Here is a 22,475-nt window from a genome sequence, read left to right on the forward strand (position 1 = left end):
ACATAGGAAACACACAAAACACGCAAAACCAAATCAGAGGGGCATCAGCCGCTAATATCGCTCCCAGCTCGGCTGAAATCCGCGTCGCCGCAGCAAATCAACTTGAAGCTGATCCAGGCGTTGAGAAGCACTTCCCCGTTGGGGGTAATCCTCGATCGGTGAACCGGTTGCTTCATCGGACTGATTCATTTCGCGAAGCTGATTCAGGGCAGAAACGGGCCGATCTTGCGCCAAACTCAATTCCACCAGTAGGCGACGAACCTCTGGATCATTGGGTCTGAGGGCAAGGACGCGATCGAATAAAGTTTGGGCTTCGCCAAGCTGTCGCTGTTCAAACCGCACACCCCCCAGAGCCAGCAGCGCGTCGGGGTTGTTAGGCTGTTGGGTCACAATCGTTTCGTATGCCCGTCCTGCCTGGTTCAAGTTGCCAAGCTGCTGTGCCAGTTCGCCCTGCAAAAAGTAAAGGTTAATATCGTTGGGATTCGCGGCAAGTAGTTCATTGACTCTGGCAGTGGCGCGATCGGCATCCCGGTTTGCCCAGAGCTGTACCCAGCGGCGATTAATGCCCTGATTATTCGGATCGATCGTTAGCAGCTCGTCGTATAGCGGTTCGCGATCGGCTTCTGCAGGCAGCGTACTCACCAGCATGAATAGCTCTGGCGGAACCTGGGTCGATTGCGCGGCAGACCATTGATTTAAAACCGCTTCGGCATCGGCTTTGGAAATTTGCTTCAGCGAATAGGCAATGCTGGCGCGTCCAAGTTGGCTAGTCAGGTCATCGGGATTTCGGGCAAGGAGCTGATCGTAAATTTTCAGCGCGTCTTCCGATCGCCCCTGCATTAGCCGCACCCCTGCTAAACCACGCATCGCATCTTCATAGATTTTGAGCTGGAGCGGTTGTGCTTCGGTAGTAGCAATCAGCTTGCCATAGCGGTTCGCGCTGCCGTCCAGGTTGCCTTCCTGTCGCTCCAGTTCTGCCAGCAGCAGTTCCACACCCAAATCTGCCTCGCCTTTTGGCGTTGCCCGATAGTCTGCCACCGCCGATCGCGTTCCGTCGAAATTCCCTTGCTCTAGCGCAATCTGCGCCAAGCGGAAATAGAGAAACGGTACGTTCCCCGCCACATCCCGCAGCGATTGATAAATGGGCAGCAGCACCGGAGCGGGAGGAGTGAGTCGATTTAGCCCGATTGCAATGGCGTGACGTTCGACCGTCGAAGTGGGAAGCGTTGTGAGAATCGTTTGCAGCTTTTGTTCAAGCTGAGTACGCGAAATCTGGCGCAAATCATAGGCAGCAATTTCTCGCTTCACCTGCAAGCTCACTCGCTGGGGCTGCTGGGCAATCAGGCGATCGTACAGAGCGATTCCCTCCGCTAAGGCAAGCTGCGACTCGCTCATCACATCGGCGACTTCCAGCAACAGTCCAGGTGCAGGATTCGTCGTTTCGCTGAGTGCCCGCCGATACAGGGCAACGGCTGCCTCGTAGGGTTCTGCATCTGCCACCGTTCGTCCGATCGCACTCAAAGCTCTGGCAAGGGGTAATCGGGCAGCTTTTTGGTCGCGCAGCGGTTCCAGTACGCCAAATGCCTGCTCCATCTGCTGATTCATCGCATAAGACACTGCCAGAGCCGATCGCATTTCCATTGCCGCTTGATCCAGTGATCGAATTGACCTGAGCCGAGCTTCAAGAACTTGGAGCGCCTGAGGCACTTCTCCGGTTGCCTGAAGCGTTTGGGCGTAGGCAGCGATCGCTTGATTTGGAACGGTTGCCCCACTTGCCAGATAGCGATCGAACAAGCTGCGCCCGGTGGTGTAATTGCCGCTGTAGGTATAAATTTGCGCTGCTTGCAAAACGGTTTCCGGCTGCACGGATTCTGCCAGCAAAATTTCATAGTCGCCGATCGCCGCTTCAAACTGTCCCTGATAGCCATACAGCAAGGCACGTTGCGCCCGGCGGGAACGATCGTTTGGATTCAGGTTGAGCAGCGTCGTCAGGGCATTAATGCCAGCCTGGTTCCACTCTGAACGATAGCTCCCCAGCAAGCCGATCGCTGCTAGTGCCTGCCCATTATTGGGGTCTTGCTGAATCACCTGCTGATAGGCGTTCCAGGCGTTGCTGTCTTGTCCGGCACGTTGGTAGGCAATGGCTAAGCCCAAGCGAGCTTCCAGCGATCGAGGATTGCGCTGAAGTGCCTGCCGAAAGGCGGTAATAGCATCGTTCACCCAGCCGCGATCGAGCAGCACATAGCCCTGACGAGTCACCGGATCAGCCGATTGTGCCAGAGCAGGCAGCGTAACGGTGAACGGGAAAATCAAAGCAGGCAGAATGCCCAGCAGCCAGATCAGACGAATATTGCTGAATTTATTGCTGAATTGATGCTTCACCGATCGCTTCATTGAAAAGCCCTCCCCAGATCGCTCAGCGTGAAGTCTGCCCGCACCCGAAATCCCAGAATTGTTTCTGAGAAACTATTCCTGGCTTGTGCAGTAAATCCGGCACGTAAATAAGGCAGTAGCCGCGCATCGTAAAATAGCTCCACCACGTCAGGCAGGTCGTCGTTCCGCCGTTTCCGCAGTCCCTCGTTGGAAAGATCACGTCCATAAGCCAGACCGAGGCGATCGTCTGGCAAAAACAAATCAAGCAAATTAAACCCAAAGCTGTAGGTTTCGCCGCCGCGCTCCAGATCGAGGTTGTCATACCAGCCGTATCGGGCAAATAGCCCTAAGCGAATCGACGGCACAAAATACTCGGCGTTGATGCCGTATGCCTGCTCTCGATCGCCCGATCGCAATCCAAAGTCATTGTCGCCGCGATCGAACTGAAAAATTTCGCGAAAGCCGCTATCGTCTCCGGCATCTTCCGCCGTTAAATAAGTGCCGCGCAAAATCAAGTTTTGAATCCGCACCGCTGCCTCAGCTGCAAAGCCATCGAGCGCAAAATCTCCCAGATCGCGACGCGAAGAAAATCCGGCAGCGCGAAGCTCCAAGTGATCGGTCACAGTCCAATTCACCAACACCCCTGGACGCGACGACAATCCTGCGGCTGCCAGAGCGGGATTCGTTTGAAAAATCGGATTAAAAAACTGCGTGACGCCATCTTTCGCAAAGCTGTTGCGATCGAAATAGGAAGTGTAATCGAGCAAGCCAACCGCAAACCGCAGCGTCGGGATTTCGCTGGGCGACACCGCAACATACAGTTCATTCAAATTCAGCCCGGATTCTGGCGAATCGGTAAAAGTGTCCCCCGTCACCAGATCCACCGTTCCCCCTACCAGCAGATTAGGCGTAATAGCATAGCTTGCCGTGGTTCTTGCCCGTGCCGAGAATTCATCGCCCTGAACCACGATCGCTCCCTGAAGCTGAACAAACGGCGCGCCTAACAAAGCACTGCCGCCCTGAGCAATTGACTCGCCATCCGCAGGGGAAAGGTTTGGGTCGCTGTACTGAGCTTCCGTATTAGATTGAGCGATATTAGCTTGAGCGATCGAGATCGTATCCGGTTGATTCGCGGTTTCTGTCTCTGCCGTAATTCTCTCTTCGTTCAACCTAGATAGATCTGAATCGGATTGATCTGGCTCCGATCGATTCAAACTTAATTCTTCGAATTCATCGATCGCTTCATTGCCAAATTCATTACCTTTTTCTTCATAACTAACCAAATTAGCATCAAGGTATATTCCTAACGGATCGATCGCAGAATACTCTCCAGCATCATTACTATGATTTATGGACTGATTTACAGCTTCGTTCAATAATTCTAAAGCGTCTGATTCAGTCACTTCTGCAATTTCACTCAACTGATCATTGGCATTATTCACAGGTTGAGCATTCGCAGCCGGAAGATTTAATTGGACGATCGCAGTTTGAGCATTCGCGTTCTGAACATTCCAAGCATTCTGAGCATTAATAATCTGGGCATTTGCATTCTGGGCATTTGCATTCTGGGCATTCACAGCTTGGGCATTCGCAGTCTGGGAGACTACGGCCTCTAGTCCGAGCAGAGCCAGAGTACTCAGGGCAGTGATGCCTGTCCAAAACACTGGATGCCAGCCACCTGCCAATGGAATGACTTGATGTGCAGCCTGACGGGAACCATCAACCCTCGCTTTTAAGAAGTGAGTTGGATTGGAATCAGAAGATAAAGTCATGATTTTCAACAAAACGTTCATGGCAAATTCAGCCCAGGATGAAGGAGCAAAAGGGCAAACGACCCTTATTCCTGGAGCTAGAGTGCGATAGCCAGTTCACGCTGCGCTGATGCACACCCGATGCTCAGTCAGCGATATCAACCATCACTTAAAACCATCATTTAAGATGAGACGATCGAATTAGGAACACGCGATCAAAGAGATCCGAAGCTTGAAGTTCAGCAGAAATGGCGATCGAGAAGTCTGTACTGCAAATCTCAGTAGATAGATGCTTTAGCCGCAGTACAGCCGATATGAAACAGTCTGCCGGGGAGATGCCACCACTTCCTCCCGATCGGGTCAACCGGATAAATCAGCAAAGGATTCAATCCGTGAACCAGCATGGGAAAAATACTGAGGACACAGTTCTAGAGAGGAATTGGGCGATAATTACACCCGTATAAGAACTGAACCTAAAGTAAATATTAATCGCTTATGCAGCGTTCCCTCTGAAGAGGATGTGAAAAAAGCGCCATCCTCAATGAAGATGCCGCGAACTAGAACTTTATAAAGACGTAGACTTCCCTGGGTTCCCTTAAAAATTAAGGTTTAAACCTGCTATAGATCGTCTGCCACTTTGCCGCGGAGTGCCTTGATGTGCGATCGTTTGCTTTTGCTCTCCAAACGTTTTTGTTTTGCGCTAAACGTTGGTCTGCTGGCTTTGCGCGGTTTTGGCAAGACGATCGCGCTTTTAATCAGCTCTTGCAGCCGTTCGAGTGCCTCTTCGCGGTTTTGCTCCTGGGTGCGGTGCTGCTGCGCCTTGATCACGATCACACCATCTTTGGTAATGCGCTGATCGCTGAGCTGCAATAGCCGTTCCTTGTACGATTCCGGCAGCGAAGAAGCCCCAATATCAAAGCGGAGATGAATCGCAGTGGCGACTTTATTCACGTTTTGCCCGCCCGCGCCCTGGGAGCGAACCGCACTCATGTCAATCTCGTCTTCGGGGATGCTAACGCTGTTGGTGATCTGGAGCATGACTTGCGAATAGGTTGAGACTATCGATCGACGGCTTGCGCTAAAGGAGACTCTTCATAGTGTTGCAGCAAATCTGCCGGATCATCATAAATCGCGATCGCCCCCGACAGATCCTCATCGCTGAAGCCGCCCGTCCGAAAGGCAATCACGCCCACGCCTGCCTTCGCCGCCGATTCCACATCATAGGGTGTATCGCCTAGCATAATCACGCGATCGGCTTTGAGATCCGCTTTTTCCAGAGCCACTTCCACAATATCCGGGGCAGGCTTCGAGGCTTCCGCATCGCTGGAGGTGGTGAACTCGTCCAGCAAATCCTCCACACAAGCCGCTTTGAGCAACACACCCATTTCCTGCTCGGAGGCAGAGCTGGCAATAATCAGGTGCAAATCGGCTGCCTGCATTCGCTGCACCAGTTCTCGCGCTCCGGGCGTTGCGGTTAAATGGGAGCCAAACTTGTCGAGAATCAGCTCTTTGCGGCGATCGGCGATCTCTTTGCCCACGCCTTCCTCAGCGTCTAGCCCGGGAACTAAACGTGGCACAACCTGATCGCCCCCCATGCCAATCAGCGGACGCACTCGATCAAAGGACACCTCGTAGCCATAAGCCGCAAACGCCTCAACCCAAGCTTGAGCATGAGCATCGTTGCTTAACACCAGCGTTCCGTCCACATCCAAAATTACTCCGTCTAACGGCATCAGCTTCACCCTTTATGCATCACTTTAGGCATTACTATTTGATGTTGCCAAAAGGACTGCGACTTGACCTCTTTCGGAGTAGAGAAGGATCAAACGATTCGGGCGATCGTCTCTCTGTCACTTTGCAGAGCAATACTTTAGCTTAAACCTGCCCCTGACACTGCTGCCAGAGCCGATCGATCGTCACAAACTGATAGCCGCGATCAAGCAGTTGCGGAATGAAATAATCCACAGTGGCGGCTGCATCTTCTCCACCTGTATAGCCATCGTGCAGCACAATCACAGACCCATTGCGGCTCTGGGTTAAAACTCGCTGAGCAGCGATCGACACTCCGGGTCTTGTCCAATCTTCGGGAACCACGCTCCACATCACCGGGCGATAGTTCCACTGCTGCAACGCGCTTAAGATTTTAGGCGTGAACACTCCATTCGGCGGGCGTACATCGCGAATTTGGGCAGTGGCGCTCGGATCAAGCCCACAAGTTTCGCCGATGATTTGCTGAGTGCAATCGAGCGACTGCTTGAGCTGAGGCAGCCTCATTTGGGTAAACATCGTATGATCGTAGCCGTGAATTGCTACCCCGTGTCCCGCTTGCCAAACAGTTCGCGCCACTTCAGGAAACCGCTCGACCAGCAGCCCCAGCCAAAAGAAGCTCGCTTTGATCTGATAGCGATCGAGCACTTCCAGCACTTGAAGCGTATGTTGTGGGTGAGGACCATCATCAAACGTGAGAGCAATCCAGGGCGAATCGGTGCTGCCCTGCCACAAACAGGCGGGAAAAGCAGGGTACAAAACTTTGTGCAGGATGGGATAAAGCGGAGCGAACTGCATAACTGAAGCGGTATGAATCAAATTTTGGTGGCAGAACGACTGAAACTGCCTTGCTTCTTTTCATCCTAACGAATTCAGCCTAACGAATTTAGCAATTTACCTACTACCCTCAACACGCAGTACACCAGTTTTGACGCACCCGAGCAGAATGCACCAGCGATTTCAGCACATCCTGATCGATCGGCTTGACGAGAAACCCATCCACGCCGGGATTGTCTTCCTGACGCAGCCAGCTTGGAGCATGGGAATCGGTTAGTCCCACGATCGTCATACTGCACTGATCGTTCATAGTGCGAAATCGATGCACCATAGGGCGTGACCAATCGTAGGGGCTTCCTGCCAGAATCACAAGACAGGGAGAAATTTGCTGTGCCTTCCACATTGCCTGCTCCGGGGAATGGGTCCACTCCACCGGACATCGGAGCTGAGCCAAGAGGGTATCGAGTCGCTGAAGATTGTCCGAGCCTTGGTTTAAAACCAGGACGTGGTTTTGAGTTACGCTCTTTTCTGTTGCAATCATTTTTCTGTTGCAATCATGTTCTATTGCAATCATAGTGTGAACAAATTGTTGACAAATTGGCAGATATCAATAGCACAGGTGGCTCTCGGCTAATATAGCTCGCCACCCAACCCGCACTTTCTACCAAAAGTCACCAAGATCATTGAACTGATTAGATTTAACGCCTATCTTTCTGATAAATCAGTTTTCGTTTTTCTTAGCTATTCAGGATAGAAACTTATCAATCGATCGGGAAGTGAGATCGAAGTTTTGTAAAAGAGTTTATCAATAAGGAAAGGGGGTTAATTTCTATCTCTCAGAATAGAAACTAATTAAAACTTTTTCCTCAAAGTCTGTTTGAGGCATTGCTCATGTTTTACATCCATGTTTTACATCGCCCCTGAATTTTCGATCCTGCAATACAGCGTCCCCTCTTCTAAACGTCCCCTTTTCTAAGGGAAGTTGAGGAGATCTAAGCCGATCGAGCCACAGGTTCCAGCCCCTTCCGTGCGCTACCTCACCCTGTTGTTCGGTCGTGCGGATTTGAGGCAAGCTCCGATTCTAAGGGGGATTACGGCTTCAAGGGGAATTACGGCTTCAAGGAGGATTACAGTAAGTCTGACAGATCAGACTGTTCCTGGACCTTTTTCAAGACCTGCTTAATATCCTGAGTTCGGTCTTTGCGGGCGATCAGCGTTACTTTGCCTTCTCGCACAATAACCAGATCTTCTAAGCCGATCGTCACAATCAGATCCTCTGGATTGCTGGCATAAAGCAGAGTATCGCTAGTATCCAAACCAACGTGTCGCGCCAGCTCTACATTGGGCTGATCAGTCTGGTGCAGCAGCCGATCGATCGCGTTCCAGTCGCCCAGGTCATCCCACTCAAAAGTGACTGGAAGCACATAAGCACGATCGGTTTTTTCCATCACAGCATAGTCAATGCTGAGCTTGGGCAGGTTGGGATAGACCGCTGAGCCTTCCTGTTCCAGCAGATTCATCATTTCGGGCGCGTGGGTTCGCAGTTCTGCCAGCATTACGCCTGCCGGAAAAATAAACATTCCGCCGTTCCAGCTATAGCGCCTGGTCGCAAGAAAAGATTCTGCTGTTGCCAAATTTGGCTTTTCGGTAAAGCGGCTCACCTTGAAGCCAGGACAGTTCTGAAATAGCCCGACTTTTTCACCCTGCTCGATGTAGCCGTATCCGGTGGAAGGATGGGTGGGGGTAATGCCGAGGGTAGCGATCGCCTGATGAGTGGTTGCCAGTTCTTCTGCGGCTGCCAGCGTTTGATAAAAAGTGTCCTGGTTACCAATCCAGTGGTCTGCCGGGAAAAAGCCGATCGTTTCCTGTTCGCCATAGCGTTTGGCAATTTCGAGCGTTGCCCAGGCAACCGCAGGAGCCGTATCGCGCCCTTCGACTTCTGCCAGCAGGTTTTCAGCGGGCAGGTCGGGCAATTGTTCCCTAACGCCGTCTGCGAGATGGGCTGCAGTGATGACCCATAATCCTTCCCAGCCGTTAGCCAGATCCAGAAGGCGATCGGCAGTGGTTTGCAGGAGACTTTTGCCGCTTCCGTCCAGGCTCAAGAACTGCTTGGGACGCGCTTTGCGGCTCAGGGGCCAGAATCGCTCTCCTTTTCCGCCAGCCAAAATTACGGGAATCATGACAGTCCGACCAACGCTTTGAGGTTTCGCCCCATCCTATCAAGGATTGCTCAACGAGGCGAATTCTCTTGCCGATCGCTTTATCGCATCTTCATCGATCGCTGATTTTCCCTCTGTAGATAGACTCAGAAATCCTGAAAGATGGCTCGGCTTGCCGCTGATGAAGGAAGGCGATCGATCTGGCTTCAGGGTATAATCTGCTCGATTAGTAATAAAAATACATAGTTCAGAATCAAAGCATCATTCAAAACGTGAATCAATCAGAACACGAAGCAACCAGAACACGAAGCAACATGCAAATTTATCTTGCCAAATTCGAGTAAGTTTCTGGAATTGAGAGCTGAGGCAGTGATTCTATTTGATTGTCTCTCTTGTATCTGTTCATCGTTCCTGAAGTGAGCGGTTTGAAATGAACAGTCTGAAATGAGTAGTTTAGCCATTCTTTAAACAGCGATTTACCAGGTGGCGTTGGAGTTAAGGGTCAAAGCAGTCGAGTGTCAAAAACCTACAGGTATCAAACTGACATGGGTGATGGAGTAAGCAAGCCGGAACAGGTATTACAGCGGACAAGCGAAGCAAACACCCTTGAGGCAAAGCCCCCAGCGGTGGACACTTTCCAGGAACACAGTCAGGCACAAGCCCGACCCACTCTCTCTGCTGAGGATGCCCAGCCGCCCGCCGAGCTGAGCCAACGATCGCCTTTTTGGCGGCACCTGAGACGGGGAGCACTTTTGGGTCTAACCGCAGTGACTTCAGCGGCGATCGGGGCAATGGCAGCGTTCACCGTTCCCCTGAGCCCGAGCGTTGCGCCTGCCCCGGAAAAAACGACAGACTCCCCCTGGAAATCAGCCTTGCGCTACCAGATCACGCAGCCAGTCAATATTCTGGTAATGGGAATTGATTTGCCGCTCGATCTACCCGACAATCGCTCCTCCAGCAATGTCTTTGCCGGGCGCAGCGATACGATGCTGCTGGTGCGAATTGATCCCGCGCAAAACACCGTCAATCTGCTCTCAATTCCTAGAGATACCCAGGCTTATATTCCGGGCGAGGGCACGGAGAAAATTAACTATGCGAATGCGCTGGGTGGTCCAGAAACGGCGGCAAAGGTGGTCAGCAGTACGCTCAACGGGGTGACGATCGATCGCTATGTGCGCGTGAGTACGGGCGCGTTTCGAGAACTGGTCGATCTGCTGGGCGGCGTTCGCGTCTTTGTGCCGGAGCGAATGGAATATAAAGATGACACTCAAAAGCTCAAGATCGATCTGCAACCGGGGTGGCAAACCCTGAACGGCAGCCAGGCAGAAGGCTTTGCCCGATTCCGTCAAGATAGCAATGGCGACATTGGGCGAGTGCAGCGACAGCAGCAGCTCATTCGTGCCCTGCGAGAACGGCTGACCAATCCCACGTTGGTCACTCGCATCCCGCAAATCGTCCAGCTTTTCCAGAAATACATCGACACCAACCTTTCGCTGGAAGAGATGATGGCACTTGCCTCAACGGGGCTGAACCTGGAGCAGGAAAATCTGCACATGGTAATGTTGCCAGGTCGCTTTAGTACGCCAGACGAGTACGCTGCAAGCTACTGGCTAATGGATGCTGCTGGACGAGACCAGGTGATGCAGGAATACTTTAACGTGGGCGCATACACGGTCACCAATCCCCAGACCGATCGCGCCGATCTGCGAATTGCCATTCAAAATGCCTCTAGTGATTCTAATCTGGGCAGCAAAGTTGCCGCCTATCTTCAGTCCAAGGGCTTTAATCAGGTTTATGTGGTCGAAGACTGGCCCGATCGCCTAGAGCAGACCCAGATTATTGCTCAGCGCGGCGACCTTCGCAGTGCCTCAGACCTGGAAACCGTGATGGGGACGGGTCAGGTAGTGGCTGCATCAACGGGTGACCTGCAATCGGATCTCACGATTCGGGTGGGCGACGATTGGGCAAAGCGATCAGGCATTTAGGAATGGTTGGGTCGCGATAGGAGCAAAAAGATATGAAAAAACTGCTGCAATGTTTACTGAGTCTGGTGCTGGTTGTAGGACTCGCTTGTCTGTGGGTGCTGCTGAACGCGACTCCGGCAATTGCCCTTACCGATACAGTGAACTACAACAACGCCAATCTCAACCAGGAGAACTTTGCCCGCGCCGATTTTCACGGCAAAGCGTTTGTCTCCGCCGAGATGCGCGCAGCGAACTTTGAGGGCGCCGACCTTTCAGACGCAATTTTAACCAAGGGGGTGCTGCTCGATGCTAACCTGCGGGAAGCTAACCTGACTGGAGCACTGCTCGATCGCGTCTTCCTGGTGGGGGCAGATTTAACCAATGCGCTGCTGATTGGCGTAACGGCAACCCGCACTAGCTTTCAGAATGTGACAGTGACCGGGGCGGATTTTACCGATGCGATTCTCGATCGCTTTGAAATCTCAGAACTCTGCAAGCGAGCAGACGGCGTGAACCCGGTGACTGGGGTTTCAACACGAGACAGTTTGGGCTGTCCTTAGGAAGGTTAGGGGTGGTTTGAGGCGTGTTCTCAGTGCTCCATCGCCCCAGAAATTTCCCAGTGCTAGGGGACTCTGAGAAGAACCATCTTTTAAGCTGAACCTTTTAGCCAGCGCATCAACGGCTCCCAGGCTAGGACATCCTCCAGAATTGATCGGTAGCCTTCGCTGTTCGGATGCAGACCGTCAGAGCAAAGGCGCGACTTCCACCAGGCTTCTCCCCGATTGATCCAGCAATCAAAGATATCCAGATAGGGAATCTCTCGTTCCAGGCAGGCGAGGCGAGTCGCTTCTTTGTAGCGGTGCTGGTCGGCGTGGTTGTAATAAAGGCAGTTGGCAAAGGGCATTTGCGCTTCGTCTACGGGAGTCATGCCGATAAAAAAGACCGGACAGAGTGGATTGGCGCAATCGAGCAGAACTGCAAGCTCAGTCTGAAACTGCTCGAAATCGGTCAGGTTTTTTCCGGTTAACCGCTGCACTCGCGAGGAGTCGTTTGTGCCGACTGAGAGAATAATGCCGTCGGGGAGGCGATGTCGTAGTTCACCACGCTGCCGAAACTCGGATTCGAGACGCTGGGACACCTGCCGCACTCCGTCCCCTCGAACGCCGAGATTATAAAGTGCGTGATCAGGTCCTTCAGGAGACATCCACTGTCGCCGCAATCGCTCGACCCAGCCCCCGCCTTCCGGGTCACCAAAGCCGTAAATCACGCTGTCACCCAGCGCAACAATCCGCAGAGTAGGGCTGACAATCTGAACCGCAGGGCGAATGACTGTTTGCATCTTGGGATTGAAACAGGGGGGTGAAACGGGCAGAGGGGCTAACCGCTAAACAGAACCGGGTAGGACGACCCGAACACTTCAGCAAGTTGCGTGTTGTTTATAACACTTCATGAATTTTAACCCCGTTGCTGTAAGTTGGATTGCGATCGATAACTTTTCTGTATCGATCGCCTGACTCCCTATTCTGGAAGTTAGCTCACAACTTCGGGGTATCTTAGACACTTTTCCTGATACAGGCTGACAATCCGGGCAGTCACCTCAGCCACTGTCAGATGGTCGGTGTTGATCTCGATCGCATCAACGGCTTTTCGCAAGGGGGCAAGCTTGCGGGTACTGTCTTTTCGATCGCGATCGGCGATAGCGTGTTCCAGTTCCGGCAGGCTAACGAGGGGCTGTCCTTGTCGCTTCAGGTCTTCGAGGCGGCGGCGTGCCCGTTCCTGAACTGAAGCGGTGAGGAAAATCTTCAGTTCGGCATCGGGGAAAACATAAGTGCCAATGTCGCGGCCGTCCATCACAATGCCGCCCCGTCGTCCATAAGCCTGCTGACGCTTGACCAGTTCGTGGCGGACAGTGGGCAGAGCAGCAATGGCAGAAACCTGAGCAGTGACTTCCAGAGTACGGATTGCCTGGGTCACTTCTTCGCTGTTAAACCAGACCCGCAGGGCATAGGGGGCATTGGCTGAACCCTGAGGAACTGCCTGTTCAAGCTGGATTTCAGACTGGCTCACCAGTTCCGCGATCGCAGGTTCATCGTCGATCGCAATATCCGATCGCAGCACTGACCAGGTTACAGCACGATACATTGCCCCGGTATCAAGGTAGAGCAAGTTCAATTGCTGTGCCACAAGACGCGCCACGGTGGATTTTCCGGCTCCGGCGGGTCCATCAAGAGCGACGATCGGCTGACGGTTTCGCAGCAGCACATTATCAATCAGGCGAGTCGAGCCAAGCCGGGCAGCAATGGCGAGGAGGGCGGTGTCTTCAACTTGCTCTAAAGGTTTCATGGTGTCGGGGTGAACGAGTTCAATATATTCTGGCTGAACGGAGGGAACGATGGAGAGGTGTGCCTGCACTGCCCGGATCAAATCTTCACGCAACTGCCTGCCTTCTTCAAAAACCTGCTCTGCTTTTTGCAAACTTCGATACAAAATACTGGCTTGCGATCGTTCCTCTGGAGAAAGATACCGATTTCGGGAACTTAGGGCAAGCCCATCCGCTTCGCGCACGATCGGACAGGCGACGATCTCCACAGGCAGGTTTAAGTCTTCTCGAATGCGGCGAATAATGGCGACCTGCTGCGCGTCTTTCTGCCCGAAATAGGCGCGATCGGGCTGCACAATATTTAACAGTTTCGTCACCACTGTTGCCACCCCCTGAAAATGACCCGGACGCGATGCCCCACACAGCCCTGTCATCATTACCGCTGGGGGAATCACCTGCGTCACCGCACTGGCAATCGGTGGAAATGAAGTTCCGTACAGCTCGCTGGCGGAGGGCGCAAAAATCACGTCCACACCCGCTTCCTGGCAAAGTCGCCCATCCTGCTCCAGCGTTCGGGGATATCGCTGAAAGTCCTCGTTTGGACCAAACTGAAGCGGATTCACAAAAATGCTGACCACAACGCGATCGTTTTCCTGCCTTGCCTGGCGAATCAGGCTCAGGTGCCCAGCATGAAGTGCGCCCATTGTCGGTACGAGTCCGAAAGTTAAGGAATGACCCGGACGATCGACTCCATTCTGCGGGAGCAGCGTCGATTGCTTCGCAGTTCCCTGAAGGGGTAATCGCTGTGCTTCTAGATAGCAGCGTAATCCGGCGATGGTGGTGAACAGGCGCACCGATCGATTCTCCCCGCGAAAGTCTCCGCCTTGTAGTGTACAAAATTACGGGCAGGAACCGCTTGGGCGGGGAAGTAGATGGGGAAGTAGGGGAATGGGGGGATGAAGGGGTGGAGTGGGATTATTTGTAAAGGGTGTTTGTAAAGGGAGCCGAGGGAGTTGGGGGAATCGAGGGAGGGAAACGGTTGGGACGTTAGGGTTTGACCATGCCGTCAGGTAGGATGGCTCCGGTAAGGTTTGCACCTTCTAGTTTTGCCTGGTCGAGTTTGGCTTCGCTGAGGTCGGCGTTTTGCAGGTTTGCGCCTGTAAGGTTTGCGTTGGTGAGGTCAGCGTTTCGGAGATAGGCTCCTTGCAGGTTTGCACCTTGCAGATTAGCGTTGCTGAAGTTGGCAGCGGAAAGTCCAGCACTGCTCAGATTTGCGCCTTGCAGGTTTGCGCTACTGAGATTGCCGCTATCGAGAAATGCTCCGCTCAGATCTGCTTGGCTGAGATTGGCACTGCTAAGGTTTGCGCCGTTGAGCTGGGCTTTTTTCAGGTCTGCCTGAGTCAAATCGATATTTTGCAGATCGCATTTTGCACATTTTTTCTCGCTCCTGAGCTGCTCTTGCGGAGAAGGTTTAGCACAGCTTGCAAGCAGAAGCAGGAGAGCGATCGAGAAAGGAAAGAATCGAAAATTACGTTTCATATCAGCTAATTCAACTTTTGAAAACTTCACGACACAGGAACATCCTTAAAATTGTTTGGGAAGTACCGAAAAATTGCTTGGGAAGTATCGAAGGTGCTGCATTGCCCCTAAATCCCTTATCTCCCTATCTCCCCATTCCCCTATCTCCTCACCTCCTCATCCACTCATCCCCCTATCCACCCCTTTCCCCACCTGCCAACTCAGCAGCACCACCGGAATCACCCCCACCAGCACGATCGCTAGAGCCGGAGCAGCCGCTTCTGCCAGTCGTTCATCGGAAGCAAGCTTGTACACCTCCACAGCGAGCGTATCAAAGTTAAAGGGACGCACAATCAGCGTAGCGGGGAGTTCTTTCATCACGTCTACAAACACCAGCAGTGCGGCGGTAAGCAATCCGCTTCCCATCAAAGGGGCGTGGATTTTCAGCAGGGTTTGGGTGGGGCTGTAGCCAAGCGATCGACTGGCTTCATCGAGATTCGGCTTAATTCGGCCCAGGTTAGACTCGACGGAATTAAAGGCAACGGTGAGAAACCGCACCAAATAGGCAAACACCAGCGCGGCGATCGTCCCACTCAGCAGTAGCCCAGTCGAGATGCCAAAGGTGGCTTGCATCCAGGCATCGATCCGGTTATCAAACTGACCGAGTGGAATCAGCACCCCGACTGCAATCACCGTGCCCGGAACCGCATAGCCGATCGCCGCCGTTCGCACTGCCAAATTCATGCCCCAACTCGGACGCAGCCGCAGCCCATACGCCAGAATCAACGCCAGCACTACCCCAATCGCCGCCGTAATCATCGACGCGAGAAAACTGTGACTCGCCAACTGCCAGAACCGATCGCTGAAATTCTTCGTGACGTTGCTCAACGCCATTTGCAGCAGCACGATCGCAGGCAGCAGAAAGCCCAATAACACCGGAAGCCCACAAATCGTCAGCGCAAGTATCGATCGCCAGCCCTGCAAAACGAAAGGGGACGATCGCTGATAGCGGCTAGAAGTCTGGTAATAGCGCGTTTGGCGGCGCGACAGTTGCTCTAAAATCAGCAGCAGCAGCACCACCCCCAGCAGCAGAGCCGAAAGCTGGGAAGCCGCAATTCGTTCGCCCATGCCAAACCAGGTGCGGTAAATGCCCACCGTAAAGGTATTGACGCCGAAATACTGTACTGCGCCAAAATCACTCAGGGTTTCCATCAAAGCCAGAGCTAAGCCTGCGACGATCGCCGGACGCGCCAGGGGCAAAGCGACCTTCCAAAAACTGCGCCAGGGGGAACAGCCAAGCAACCGACTGGCTTCCAGCGTGCAAACCGACTGTTCCAGAAACGCCACCCGCGCCAGCAGATAAACGTAGGGATACAGCACCAGACTGAAGAGGACGATCGCGCCACCCACCGAGCGAATGGGCGGAAACCAGTAATCCCCTACTTCAGTCCAGCCAAACAAGCCGCGCAGAGTCATCTGCACCGGACCGTAAAATTCCAGCAGTTCTGTATAAACATACGCCATCAGATACGCCGGAACCGCCAGCGGCAACAGCAGTAGCCATTCCAGCGATCGGCTTCCGGGAAAGCGGCACATCGTTACACACCACGCTGTACTCACCCCGATCGCCAGCACCCCCGCCCCCACACCCAGCATCAGCCAGAGGGAATTCATGAGGTAGCTTACCAGCACGGTCTCCGCAAGATGCTGCCAGACCTGACGCGCATCGACAAACACACTGCTCAGCACCACCAGAATCGGCGTGGCAATCAGCAGTGCAATCAGGCAAACCGCGATCGTCCAGCCGTTCCAGAAGCGGGCAAAACTTCGCAGCGTAGAGGAGGAAATGAAAGAAGACTCAGGAGAAACCGTCACAACAATCGACTCTTAATGTCTTAATGAGAATTACTTGCATTGACCCTTTAAACTATAAAAGCTAGTGCTGTTTCCGCAAACGCCTAGTTTACGATTTGTCGCTTCGCTCTGCCGTTTTATCTATGATTCCAGCCTCGGTTTCTCCAGCTTCTGTTTTGCAGCTCGATCGCGTCAGCCGTCAGTTTGCCCTTAATGTACCGCCTGCGGTGTCGTCAGTGAGCCTGAGCCTGCCCACCGGGGAACTGCTGGCACTGCTGGGTCCATCTGGCTGCGGCAAAACGACTTTGCTCAGGCTGATTGCCGGATTTGAAACGCCCCAAAGCGGGACGATCGAGATTGCGAATCAAACCGTTGCAGGTGCCGGCAAATGGCTACCCCCAGAAAAGCGCAGCGTTGGCATGGTGTTTCAGGACTACGCTCTGTTTCCTCACCTGACCGTGCAGCAAAATGTCGCCTTCGGGCTGCAAAACCACGCCAAACCCACCGAACTGGTGCAGCAGCGCGTCAAAGAGTCGATCGCCTTAGTTGGGCTAGAGGGCATGGAGCAGCGATTTCCCCATCAGCTTTCGGGCGGTCAGCAGCAGCGAGTCGCTCTGGCGCGGGCACTGGCTCCCTATCCGTCGCTAGTTTTGCTCGATGAGCCGTTGAGCAACTTAGATATTCAGGTGCGGCTGCGGCTGCGGCAGGAACTCCGCGACATTCTCAAAACGGCAGGCACGACCGCAATTTTTGTCACGCACGATCAGGAAGAAGCCCTCTCGATCGCCGATCGCGTTGCTGTGATGCGGCAGGGACACCTGGAGCAAATCGGCACACCGGAAGAACTGTATCGCGAACCCACGTCTCGTTTTGTTGCAGAGTTTGTCACCCAGGCAAATTTTCTCACCGCCCAGCGTCAGGGACAGGTTTGGCAAACGGCGATCGGCTTGATTCCCCTCACTCAAACCATTTCTGCGGATTCCAGTGATATCACAGCGATCGATCGAGCTGCCCTGATGATTCGCCAGGAAGATGTGCAAATTCAGCTGCACCCCCAGGGAGACTGGATTATTCGCGATCGGCAGTTTCTCGGTCGGGAATACCGCTACTCACTGCAAACGGTGTCAGGAGAGACGCTGATCGTTCGCACGGCTGCCGATGCACCTTTCGCGATTGGGTCTGCGGTAAAGGCTGAAGTAATTCCAGGTCTGCTGTGTGGGTTTGCGATCGCCCCTGCAAAACCCTGAGGCTTTGCCACCCCTCAAACAGCCCCTCCAAACAAAAAATTCCCTACCCTTCCGGCGCTCCACCAACATTCCCAGTCTGTAAATCCTCGATCGTCATCGGCTCCGCAGCCAGCACATACACCGTTCGTCCCAGGTCCAGACCAGAAAGAACGCTAAGATACTGGGTTTCATCATCTTTTGAAACTTCATACACCTTCCGCCCGGTATCATCTGCTAGATCGTCTCTCAGGCGCACCGTGTAGCCCTTTGCTTCAAGCTGTGCCATCATTGTGCGTCCGACCTCCCGGAAACTGACTTCGCCTTCGATTTGACGACAGGTTTCTAAGCCGAAACAGCCCGCCTGGGCATTTTCAAAGTGGGGAAAATTGGCGGTAAACGCATCGGGGCTGGGCGTAGGACTAGGAGAAAGTTCGGGGGAAGGAGTCGGGCTGGGCGTCGGGGAAGGGCTGACAACAATGGGAGTTGCAGCAGGACTGGGAACCGGAGAGGGTGAAGGCACGATCGCAGGAACAGGAGCAGCCTGAGGCACAGGACGGACGATTACCCCTGCGGGGAACTGCGGAGCAACCGCTTGCGGTGCAGGCTTCGGGGTTGCCTTCGGTGCCGATTGCGGTGTGGGAGAAATGGTCGGCTTCGGTGCAGCAACGGGCAAAACGGCAGCGCGAATTGCGATCGGCTCTAACGACTCAGATGCTTCAGGCTCTGTTTGTTCGGAAACAACATCTCGCTCCGGCAGAGGCAAGCCCAACAGCAGGCCATGTAGCCCGATCGATAGAACCAGGGCGATCGTTCCAACGGGCACAGTTTTTAGCAGGTTTAAACGCACAGCTCTTCCGCGATAACTCAATCCTAGACAGCAACAAAGACCGCAATCTGACCTAGACCGATTAAACCCTGTCAGGTCTTTAATTGCAAATCATTCTTAACTGAGTTTAGATTCTTTTACCGGCTTCAGGGAAGGCTGCACCGTTCACAAGTTTTCTGCCCGATCGCGCCTGCGGCATCAGTGGCATCAAGAGAGTCAAAAAAAGTCAAAAGATTAGAAATAAATTAAAAATTATTTAAAGTTGCTGTACATTCAAGCGACAATAATGGTAGGAGAACTGGCTTGTCAGTCAGGACATCGGTCAGTACAAGGATATCAGTGCTAGGATTTCTTCAAGAAGAAGAAATGAGGACACCAAGAAGGAAAAACGCTTCATGTTGAAAGAAGTAGATAAGTCAATATCCATCGATGGTAGGGATATTCGACTCAAAGTAGGTCTGCTAGCTCCGCAGGCAGGCGGTTCGGTATTAATTCAGTTAGAAGATACAGCCGTTTTTGTTGCAGCAACGCGGGCTGCGGGAAGAGAAGGAATCGATTTTTTGCCGCTGATTGTGGATTACGAAGAGCGGCTTTATGCAGCCGGGCGCATTCCCGGCGGGTTTTTGCGACGAGAGGGTCGTCCTCCTGAGCGAGCCACCCTAATTAGTCGCTTGATCGATCGCCCGATGCGTCCTTTGTTTCCGGGCTGGCTGCGCGATGATATTCAGATTGTCGCTACCACGATGTCTCTAGATGAGCGAGTGCCGCCGGATGTGCTGGCAGTCACCGGAGCCTCGATCGCCACGCTGCTGGCAGGCATTCCGTTTAATGGTCCGATGGCAGCAGTACGAGTTGGCTTGGTCGGTGATGATTTTATCATTAACCCCACCTATGACGAGATCGAGCGCGGCGATCTGGATCTGGTGGTGGCAGGCTCTCCTGACGGCGTGATCATGGTGGAAGCGGGAGCCAATCAGTTGCCCGAACAGGATGTGATCGAGGCGATCGATTTTGGCTATGAGGTGATTCGCGACCTGATTCAGGCACAGCGCGACCTGATGGCAGAGTTGGGCATCGAACCTGCCCTGATAACGCCGCCGGAAGTAGACACAACACTGGAGAATTTCATTACTGAACGGGCAAAAGACCCGGTCAAGCAAATTCTCTCGCAGTTTGAACTCACCAAAACCGATCGGGATACTGAGCTGGATGCGGTGAAAGCGTCGCTCGTAACTGAGATTGAAGCCCTGCCCGAAGACGATCCGGTGCGGGTGGCAGCAATGGCAGACGGCAAGGCGATCGGCAACACCTTTAAGGACATTACGAAAAAGCTGATGCGCCGCCAGATCGTCGAAGACAATGTGCGCGTAGACGGTCGCAAACTCGATGAAGTCCGTCCCATTAGCTGCCGTACCCATTTGCTGCCTGAGCGAGTCCATGGCAGTGCCCTGTTTCAGCGCGGCTTAACGCAGGTGCTGTCGGTCGTGACGCTGGGAACGCCGGGAGAAGAGCAGGAGATGGACGACCTGCATCCCGACGAAGAAAAGCGGTATATGCACCACTACAACTTCCCGCCTTACTCGGTGGGTGAAACCAAGCCAATGCGCTCTCCAGGACGACGGGAAATTGGACATGGCGCACTGGCAGAACGGGCAATTATTCCCGTGCTTCCGCCAAAAGACAAGTTTCCCTATGTGGTTCGGGTGGTGTCTGAGGTGCTGTCTTCGAACGGTTCGACTTCGATGGGGTCGGTCTGTGGCTCAACGCTGGCACTAATGGATGCGGGTGTGCCGATCGTTAAACCCGTGAGTGGTGCCGCAATGGGTCTGATCAAGGAAGGCGAAGAAGTTCGCATCCTCACCGACATTCAGGGCATTGAAGACTTCCTCGGCGATATGGACTTCAAAGTTGCCGGAACTGACGACGGCATTACTGCCCTGCAAATGGACATGAAGATTACTGGACTGCCGATCGAGGTGGTCGCTCAGTCGATCGGTCAGGCTCGCTCAGCGCGTCTGCACATTCTGAACAAAATGTTGGAGGCGATCGACCAGCCCCGTACCGAACTGTCGCCCTTTGCGCCGCGCCTGCTTACGATCAAGATTGACTCCGAATTTATTGGGATGATCATTGGTCCGGGCGGCAAGACGATCAAGGGCATCACCGAGCAAACCGGAGCCAAGATCGATATCCAGGACGATGGAACCGTCACCATTTCTGCCGTCGATCGCGATAAGGCAAAACAGGCGCGTGCCATCATCGAAGGCATGACGCGCAAGCTGAGCGCAGGCGATGTTTATGTCGGCAAAGTGACGCGAATTATCCCGATCGGCGCATTCGTCGAATTTCTTCCCGGCAAAGAAGGCATGATCCACATCTCTCAGCTTGCAGACTATCGCGTCGGCAAAGTCGAAGACGAAGTGACAGTCGGCGATGAAGTGATCATCAAAATCCGCGAAATTGACAACCGGGGACGGGTCAACCTGACTCGTTTGGGCATCCACCCTGATGAGGCAGCCGCCGCACGGGAAACTTCAGCGAAGTAGTTTGCTTTAAGCGGTTGGTTAAAGCTCATTAGTTAAAGCTCAGTAGAGAAGAGGATGGGTCGATCGCCCGTCCTTTTCTCTTTATGGAACCATTTGTGAATACACAAGCAAGCTGCTCGCGTTATTTCTCCCACATTAGTGATATATGTCCGATAGTGCAACTTTTGAGTTTGAGACAATCCTAGATCTGCAAACGATCGCTTGCCAGATCTCTAACCTGTGGAAGGGAGACGGATATTATGCAGATGTCTACACCCATCCTGGCTATAGAAGCAATCGATTTTTTTGCACATTGGAATACATTTATGGCTATCCCAATGAGGAGGAAATGCTCCGGGATGCTGTGAATTATCTTTTAGAGATTGCTTCTAATCAGCAGGTGTATTACTATCGATGTTCTGATTTTGCGCCTTTGCCGGATGAAGTGCAATCAATTGTCAGGATAAATTTAGATAACTTATTTCAGACGGAGTTTAGTCCATCTTTACAGGCATCGATCGAGAGAAAGTATCTGATTCGCTACTATTGAATGTTTTAGTAGAAGGATAATGCTTCTAGAAACAGCCGTTAAGGAGTTAGAGACAGAGTTCTCATCAATGCATTTCGGTGTAAATAATGAGAACTGCATATTAGCCAGAACAGCAATCGAGTGACGTCTATAAAGTAGTTCAATACACTTAGGAGGAGTAATGAAAGCCATTAAAGTTATGGCGACGATCGATGATCAAGGACAACTCACCTTAGATCACCCTCTCCTGGCTGAGAAAAGCAGCCGTGTAGAAGTGATTGTTCTCATTCCGGAAGAGGAAGCTATGGAGGGTGGATCTCAGAGGGAAGTTTTAACAGATTTTCGGCAGTCCTGGCATGAAGCAATGACTGGACAAACAATTCCGATCGCTCAGGTTTGGGAAGGGCTTGAAGATGGCTGATCAGCCTCTCATTCAAGTTGAAGCTTCGCTAACATTTAACCGAAACCTACGCGCTCTTTCTAAGAAGTATCGCAATATCAAAAACGATATACAGCCTGTTATTGAGCAGCTTCAACGGGGGGAGTTACTAGGAGATCAAATACCCGGAATTAGGTATACAGTCTTCAAGCTGAGAGTCCGCAATAGTGACACGCAGAAAGGTAAAAGTGGCGGCTATCGTCTGATTTACTACGTCAAAACAGTAACCGGAATCATTCTGCTCACAATTTATGCAAAATCTGAGCAAGCCGATATTGAAACAGAAGAGATTCGGAGTGCTATTTCAGAGTATGAACGGCGATCGAGCGAAGACAAAGGTGGTACTTGAAGAAGCAAAACTGGTAGACATTGGCATTTTGAAATCCAGAAAAAGCAAACTTCCCCCCTGGCGTTGGGGGGACGGGGGAAGAGCAGTTCAACTGCAAG

The 22,475-nt window shown here is 52.7% G+C and carries 20 protein-coding genes; 7 read left to right on the forward strand and 13 right to left on the reverse strand.

All coding sequences use genetic code 11. The annotated features are described in order from the left end of the window. Positions 1 to 51: 51 nt before the first annotated feature. The 8 genes from NDA02_RS04500 to NDA02_RS04535 all read right to left on the reverse strand — a co-directional run bounded on the left by NDA02_RS04500 (position 52) and on the right by NDA02_RS04535 (position 8,848). Positions 52 to 2,394, reverse strand: a complete 2,343-nt coding sequence (locus NDA02_RS04500; RefSeq protein WP_348254467.1) for a tetratricopeptide repeat protein — start codon at positions 2,392 to 2,394, stop codon at positions 52 to 54. After that, a complete protein-coding gene (locus NDA02_RS04505) occupies positions 2,391 to 4,145 on the reverse strand; it encodes a porin (RefSeq protein ID WP_190789814.1) in 1,755 nt (584 codons plus the stop codon). The genes NDA02_RS04500 and NDA02_RS04505 overlap by 4 nt, the downstream gene beginning before the upstream one ends. Before the next feature lie 257 nt (positions 4,146 to 4,402). Next, positions 4,403 to 4,528, reverse strand: coding sequence for a hypothetical protein (locus NDA02_RS04510; protein ID WP_277879004.1), 126 nt, complete (start codon positions 4,526 to 4,528; stop codon positions 4,403 to 4,405). A gap of 214 nt (positions 4,529 to 4,742) precedes the next feature. Further along, on the reverse strand, positions 4,743 to 5,162 hold the full coding sequence (gene arfB, locus NDA02_RS04515) for an alternative ribosome rescue aminoacyl-tRNA hydrolase ArfB (protein WP_190794690.1): 420 nt from the start codon (positions 5,160 to 5,162) through the stop codon (positions 4,743 to 4,745). 20 nt (positions 5,163 to 5,182) lie between these two features. Then, positions 5,183 to 5,857 carry an HAD family hydrolase gene (locus NDA02_RS04520; RefSeq protein ID WP_190794692.1) on the reverse strand — a complete coding sequence of 225 codons (675 nt, stop codon included), beginning with the start codon at positions 5,855 to 5,857 and terminating at the stop codon, positions 5,183 to 5,185. 142 nt (positions 5,858 to 5,999) lie between these two features. After that, on the reverse strand, positions 6,000 to 6,689 hold the full coding sequence (locus NDA02_RS04525; protein WP_190794689.1) for a polysaccharide deacetylase family protein: 690 nt from the start codon (positions 6,687 to 6,689) through the stop codon (positions 6,000 to 6,002). 109 nt (positions 6,690 to 6,798) lie between these two features. Beyond that, positions 6,799 to 7,209, reverse strand: a complete 411-nt coding sequence (locus tag NDA02_RS04530; protein WP_190794688.1) for a hypothetical protein — start codon at positions 7,207 to 7,209, stop codon at positions 6,799 to 6,801. Positions 7,210 to 7,795: 586 nt separating this feature from the next. Continuing rightward, positions 7,796 to 8,848 (reverse strand): mannose-1-phosphate guanylyltransferase, encoded by a 1,053-nt coding sequence (locus tag NDA02_RS04535; RefSeq protein WP_190794687.1) that lies wholly within the window; start codon positions 8,846 to 8,848, stop codon positions 7,796 to 7,798. Between the two features lie 524 nt (positions 8,849 to 9,372). Here NDA02_RS04535 and NDA02_RS04540 point away from each other — a divergent pair. Together NDA02_RS04540 and NDA02_RS04545 are read left to right on the forward strand one after the other, a co-directional pair. Next, on the forward strand, positions 9,373 to 10,812 hold the full coding sequence (locus NDA02_RS04540; RefSeq protein WP_348254469.1) for an LCP family protein: 1,440 nt from the start codon (positions 9,373 to 9,375) through the stop codon (positions 10,810 to 10,812). A 32-nt stretch (positions 10,813 to 10,844) separates the two neighbouring features. Then, positions 10,845 to 11,351, forward strand: a complete 507-nt coding sequence (locus NDA02_RS04545) for a pentapeptide repeat-containing protein (RefSeq protein ID WP_348254470.1) — start codon at positions 10,845 to 10,847, stop codon at positions 11,349 to 11,351. Between the two features lie 89 nt (positions 11,352 to 11,440). Here NDA02_RS04545 and NDA02_RS04550 read toward each other — a convergent pair whose 3' ends face one another. The 4 genes from NDA02_RS04550 to NDA02_RS04565 all read right to left on the reverse strand — a co-directional run bounded on the left by NDA02_RS04550 (position 11,441) and on the right by NDA02_RS04565 (position 16,477). Continuing rightward, entirely contained in the window at positions 11,441 to 12,130 is a 690-nt protein-coding gene (locus NDA02_RS04550; protein ID WP_348254472.1) for a GDSL-type esterase/lipase family protein, read from the reverse strand. A gap of 191 nt (positions 12,131 to 12,321) precedes the next feature. Beyond that, positions 12,322 to 13,965 (reverse strand): bifunctional pantoate--beta-alanine ligase/(d)CMP kinase, encoded by a 1,644-nt coding sequence (locus NDA02_RS04555; RefSeq protein WP_190790244.1) that lies wholly within the window; start codon positions 13,963 to 13,965, stop codon positions 12,322 to 12,324. Positions 13,966 to 14,158: 193 nt separating this feature from the next. Next, the gene (locus tag NDA02_RS04560; protein ID WP_190790243.1) at positions 14,159 to 14,650 is read right to left on the reverse strand and encodes a pentapeptide repeat-containing protein; all 492 of its coding nucleotides are present in this window, start codon (positions 14,648 to 14,650) and stop codon (positions 14,159 to 14,161) included. A gap of 156 nt (positions 14,651 to 14,806) precedes the next feature. Next, positions 14,807 to 16,477: an ABC transporter permease subunit gene (locus NDA02_RS04565; RefSeq protein ID WP_190790247.1), complete on the reverse strand. Its 1,671-nt coding sequence runs from the start codon at positions 16,475 to 16,477 to the stop codon at positions 14,807 to 14,809. Positions 16,478 to 16,626: 149 nt separating this feature from the next. Between NDA02_RS04565 and NDA02_RS04570 the strand changes: the two genes are divergently transcribed. Next, positions 16,627 to 17,730 (forward strand): ABC transporter ATP-binding protein, encoded by a 1,104-nt coding sequence (locus tag NDA02_RS04570; protein ID WP_190790242.1) that lies wholly within the window; start codon positions 16,627 to 16,629, stop codon positions 17,728 to 17,730. A gap of 43 nt (positions 17,731 to 17,773) precedes the next feature. Here NDA02_RS04570 and NDA02_RS04575 read toward each other — a convergent pair whose 3' ends face one another. Further along, the gene (locus NDA02_RS04575) at positions 17,774 to 18,556 is read right to left on the reverse strand and encodes a hypothetical protein (RefSeq protein WP_190790241.1); all 783 of its coding nucleotides are present in this window, start codon (positions 18,554 to 18,556) and stop codon (positions 17,774 to 17,776) included. A gap of 377 nt (positions 18,557 to 18,933) precedes the next feature. Here NDA02_RS04575 and NDA02_RS04580 point away from each other — a divergent pair, with 377 nt between their 5' ends. The 4 genes from NDA02_RS04580 to NDA02_RS04595 all read left to right on the forward strand — a co-directional run bounded on the left by NDA02_RS04580 (position 18,934) and on the right by NDA02_RS04595 (position 22,377). Further along, on the forward strand, positions 18,934 to 21,081 hold the full coding sequence (locus tag NDA02_RS04580) for a polyribonucleotide nucleotidyltransferase (protein WP_190790246.1): 2,148 nt from the start codon (positions 18,934 to 18,936) through the stop codon (positions 21,079 to 21,081). A gap of 145 nt (positions 21,082 to 21,226) precedes the next feature. Beyond that, complete coding sequence (locus NDA02_RS04585; RefSeq protein WP_190790240.1) at positions 21,227 to 21,610, forward strand: hypothetical protein; 384 nt, start codon at positions 21,227 to 21,229, stop codon at positions 21,608 to 21,610. A gap of 160 nt (positions 21,611 to 21,770) precedes the next feature. Then, positions 21,771 to 22,010 carry a hypothetical protein gene (locus NDA02_RS04590; RefSeq protein ID WP_190790239.1) on the forward strand — a complete coding sequence of 80 codons (240 nt, stop codon included), beginning with the start codon at positions 21,771 to 21,773 and terminating at the stop codon, positions 22,008 to 22,010. After that, positions 22,003 to 22,377, forward strand: coding sequence for a type II toxin-antitoxin system RelE/ParE family toxin (locus NDA02_RS04595; RefSeq protein ID WP_190790238.1), 375 nt, complete (start codon positions 22,003 to 22,005; stop codon positions 22,375 to 22,377). The genes NDA02_RS04590 and NDA02_RS04595 overlap by 8 nt, the downstream gene beginning before the upstream one ends. Positions 22,378 to 22,475 lie beyond the last annotated feature (98 nt).

The sequence above is a fragment of the Leptolyngbya sp. ST-U4 genome (assembly GCF_039962215.1).
In the GTDB taxonomy this organism is placed as follows: domain Bacteria; phylum Cyanobacteriota; class Cyanobacteriia; order Elainellales; family Elainellaceae; genus Leptolyngbya_A.

Bases quoted from the DNA above. Each gene is read 5' to 3' on its own strand.
- NDA02_RS04500 (WP_348254467.1), bottom strand. From the start codon at position 2,394: ATGAAGCGATCGGTGAAGCATCAATTCAGCAATAAATTCAGCAATATT.
- NDA02_RS04505 (WP_190789814.1), bottom strand. From the start codon at position 4,145: ATGACTTTATCTTCTGATTCCAATCCAACTCACTTCTTAAAAGCGAGG.
- NDA02_RS04510 (WP_277879004.1), bottom strand. From the start codon at position 4,528: ATGCTGGTTCACGGATTGAATCCTTTGCTGATTTATCCGGTTGACCCG.
- arfB (WP_190794690.1), bottom strand. From the start codon at position 5,162: ATGCTCCAGATCACCAACAGCGTTAGCATCCCCGAAGACGAGATTGAC.
- NDA02_RS04520 (WP_190794692.1), bottom strand. From the start codon at position 5,857: ATGCCGTTAGACGGAGTAATTTTGGATGTGGACGGAACGCTGGTGTTA.
- NDA02_RS04525 (WP_190794689.1), bottom strand. From the start codon at position 6,689: ATGCAGTTCGCTCCGCTTTATCCCATCCTGCACAAAGTTTTGTACCCT.
- NDA02_RS04530 (WP_190794688.1), bottom strand. From the start codon at position 7,209: ATGATTGCAACAGAAAAGAGCGTAACTCAAAACCACGTCCTGGTTTTA.
- NDA02_RS04535 (WP_190794687.1), bottom strand. From the start codon at position 8,848: ATGATTCCCGTAATTTTGGCTGGCGGAAAAGGAGAGCGATTCTGGCCC.
- NDA02_RS04540 (WP_348254469.1), top strand. From the start codon at position 9,373: ATGGGTGATGGAGTAAGCAAGCCGGAACAGGTATTACAGCGGACAAGC.
- NDA02_RS04545 (WP_348254470.1), top strand. From the start codon at position 10,845: ATGAAAAAACTGCTGCAATGTTTACTGAGTCTGGTGCTGGTTGTAGGA.
- NDA02_RS04550 (WP_348254472.1), bottom strand. From the start codon at position 12,130: ATGCAAACAGTCATTCGCCCTGCGGTTCAGATTGTCAGCCCTACTCTG.
- NDA02_RS04560 (WP_190790243.1), bottom strand. From the start codon at position 14,650: ATGAAACGTAATTTTCGATTCTTTCCTTTCTCGATCGCTCTCCTGCTT.
- NDA02_RS04570 (WP_190790242.1), top strand. From the start codon at position 16,627: ATGATTCCAGCCTCGGTTTCTCCAGCTTCTGTTTTGCAGCTCGATCGC.
- NDA02_RS04585 (WP_190790240.1), top strand. From the start codon at position 21,227: ATGTCCGATAGTGCAACTTTTGAGTTTGAGACAATCCTAGATCTGCAA.
- NDA02_RS04590 (WP_190790239.1), top strand. From the start codon at position 21,771: ATGAAAGCCATTAAAGTTATGGCGACGATCGATGATCAAGGACAACTC.
- NDA02_RS04595 (WP_190790238.1), top strand. From the start codon at position 22,003: ATGGCTGATCAGCCTCTCATTCAAGTTGAAGCTTCGCTAACATTTAAC.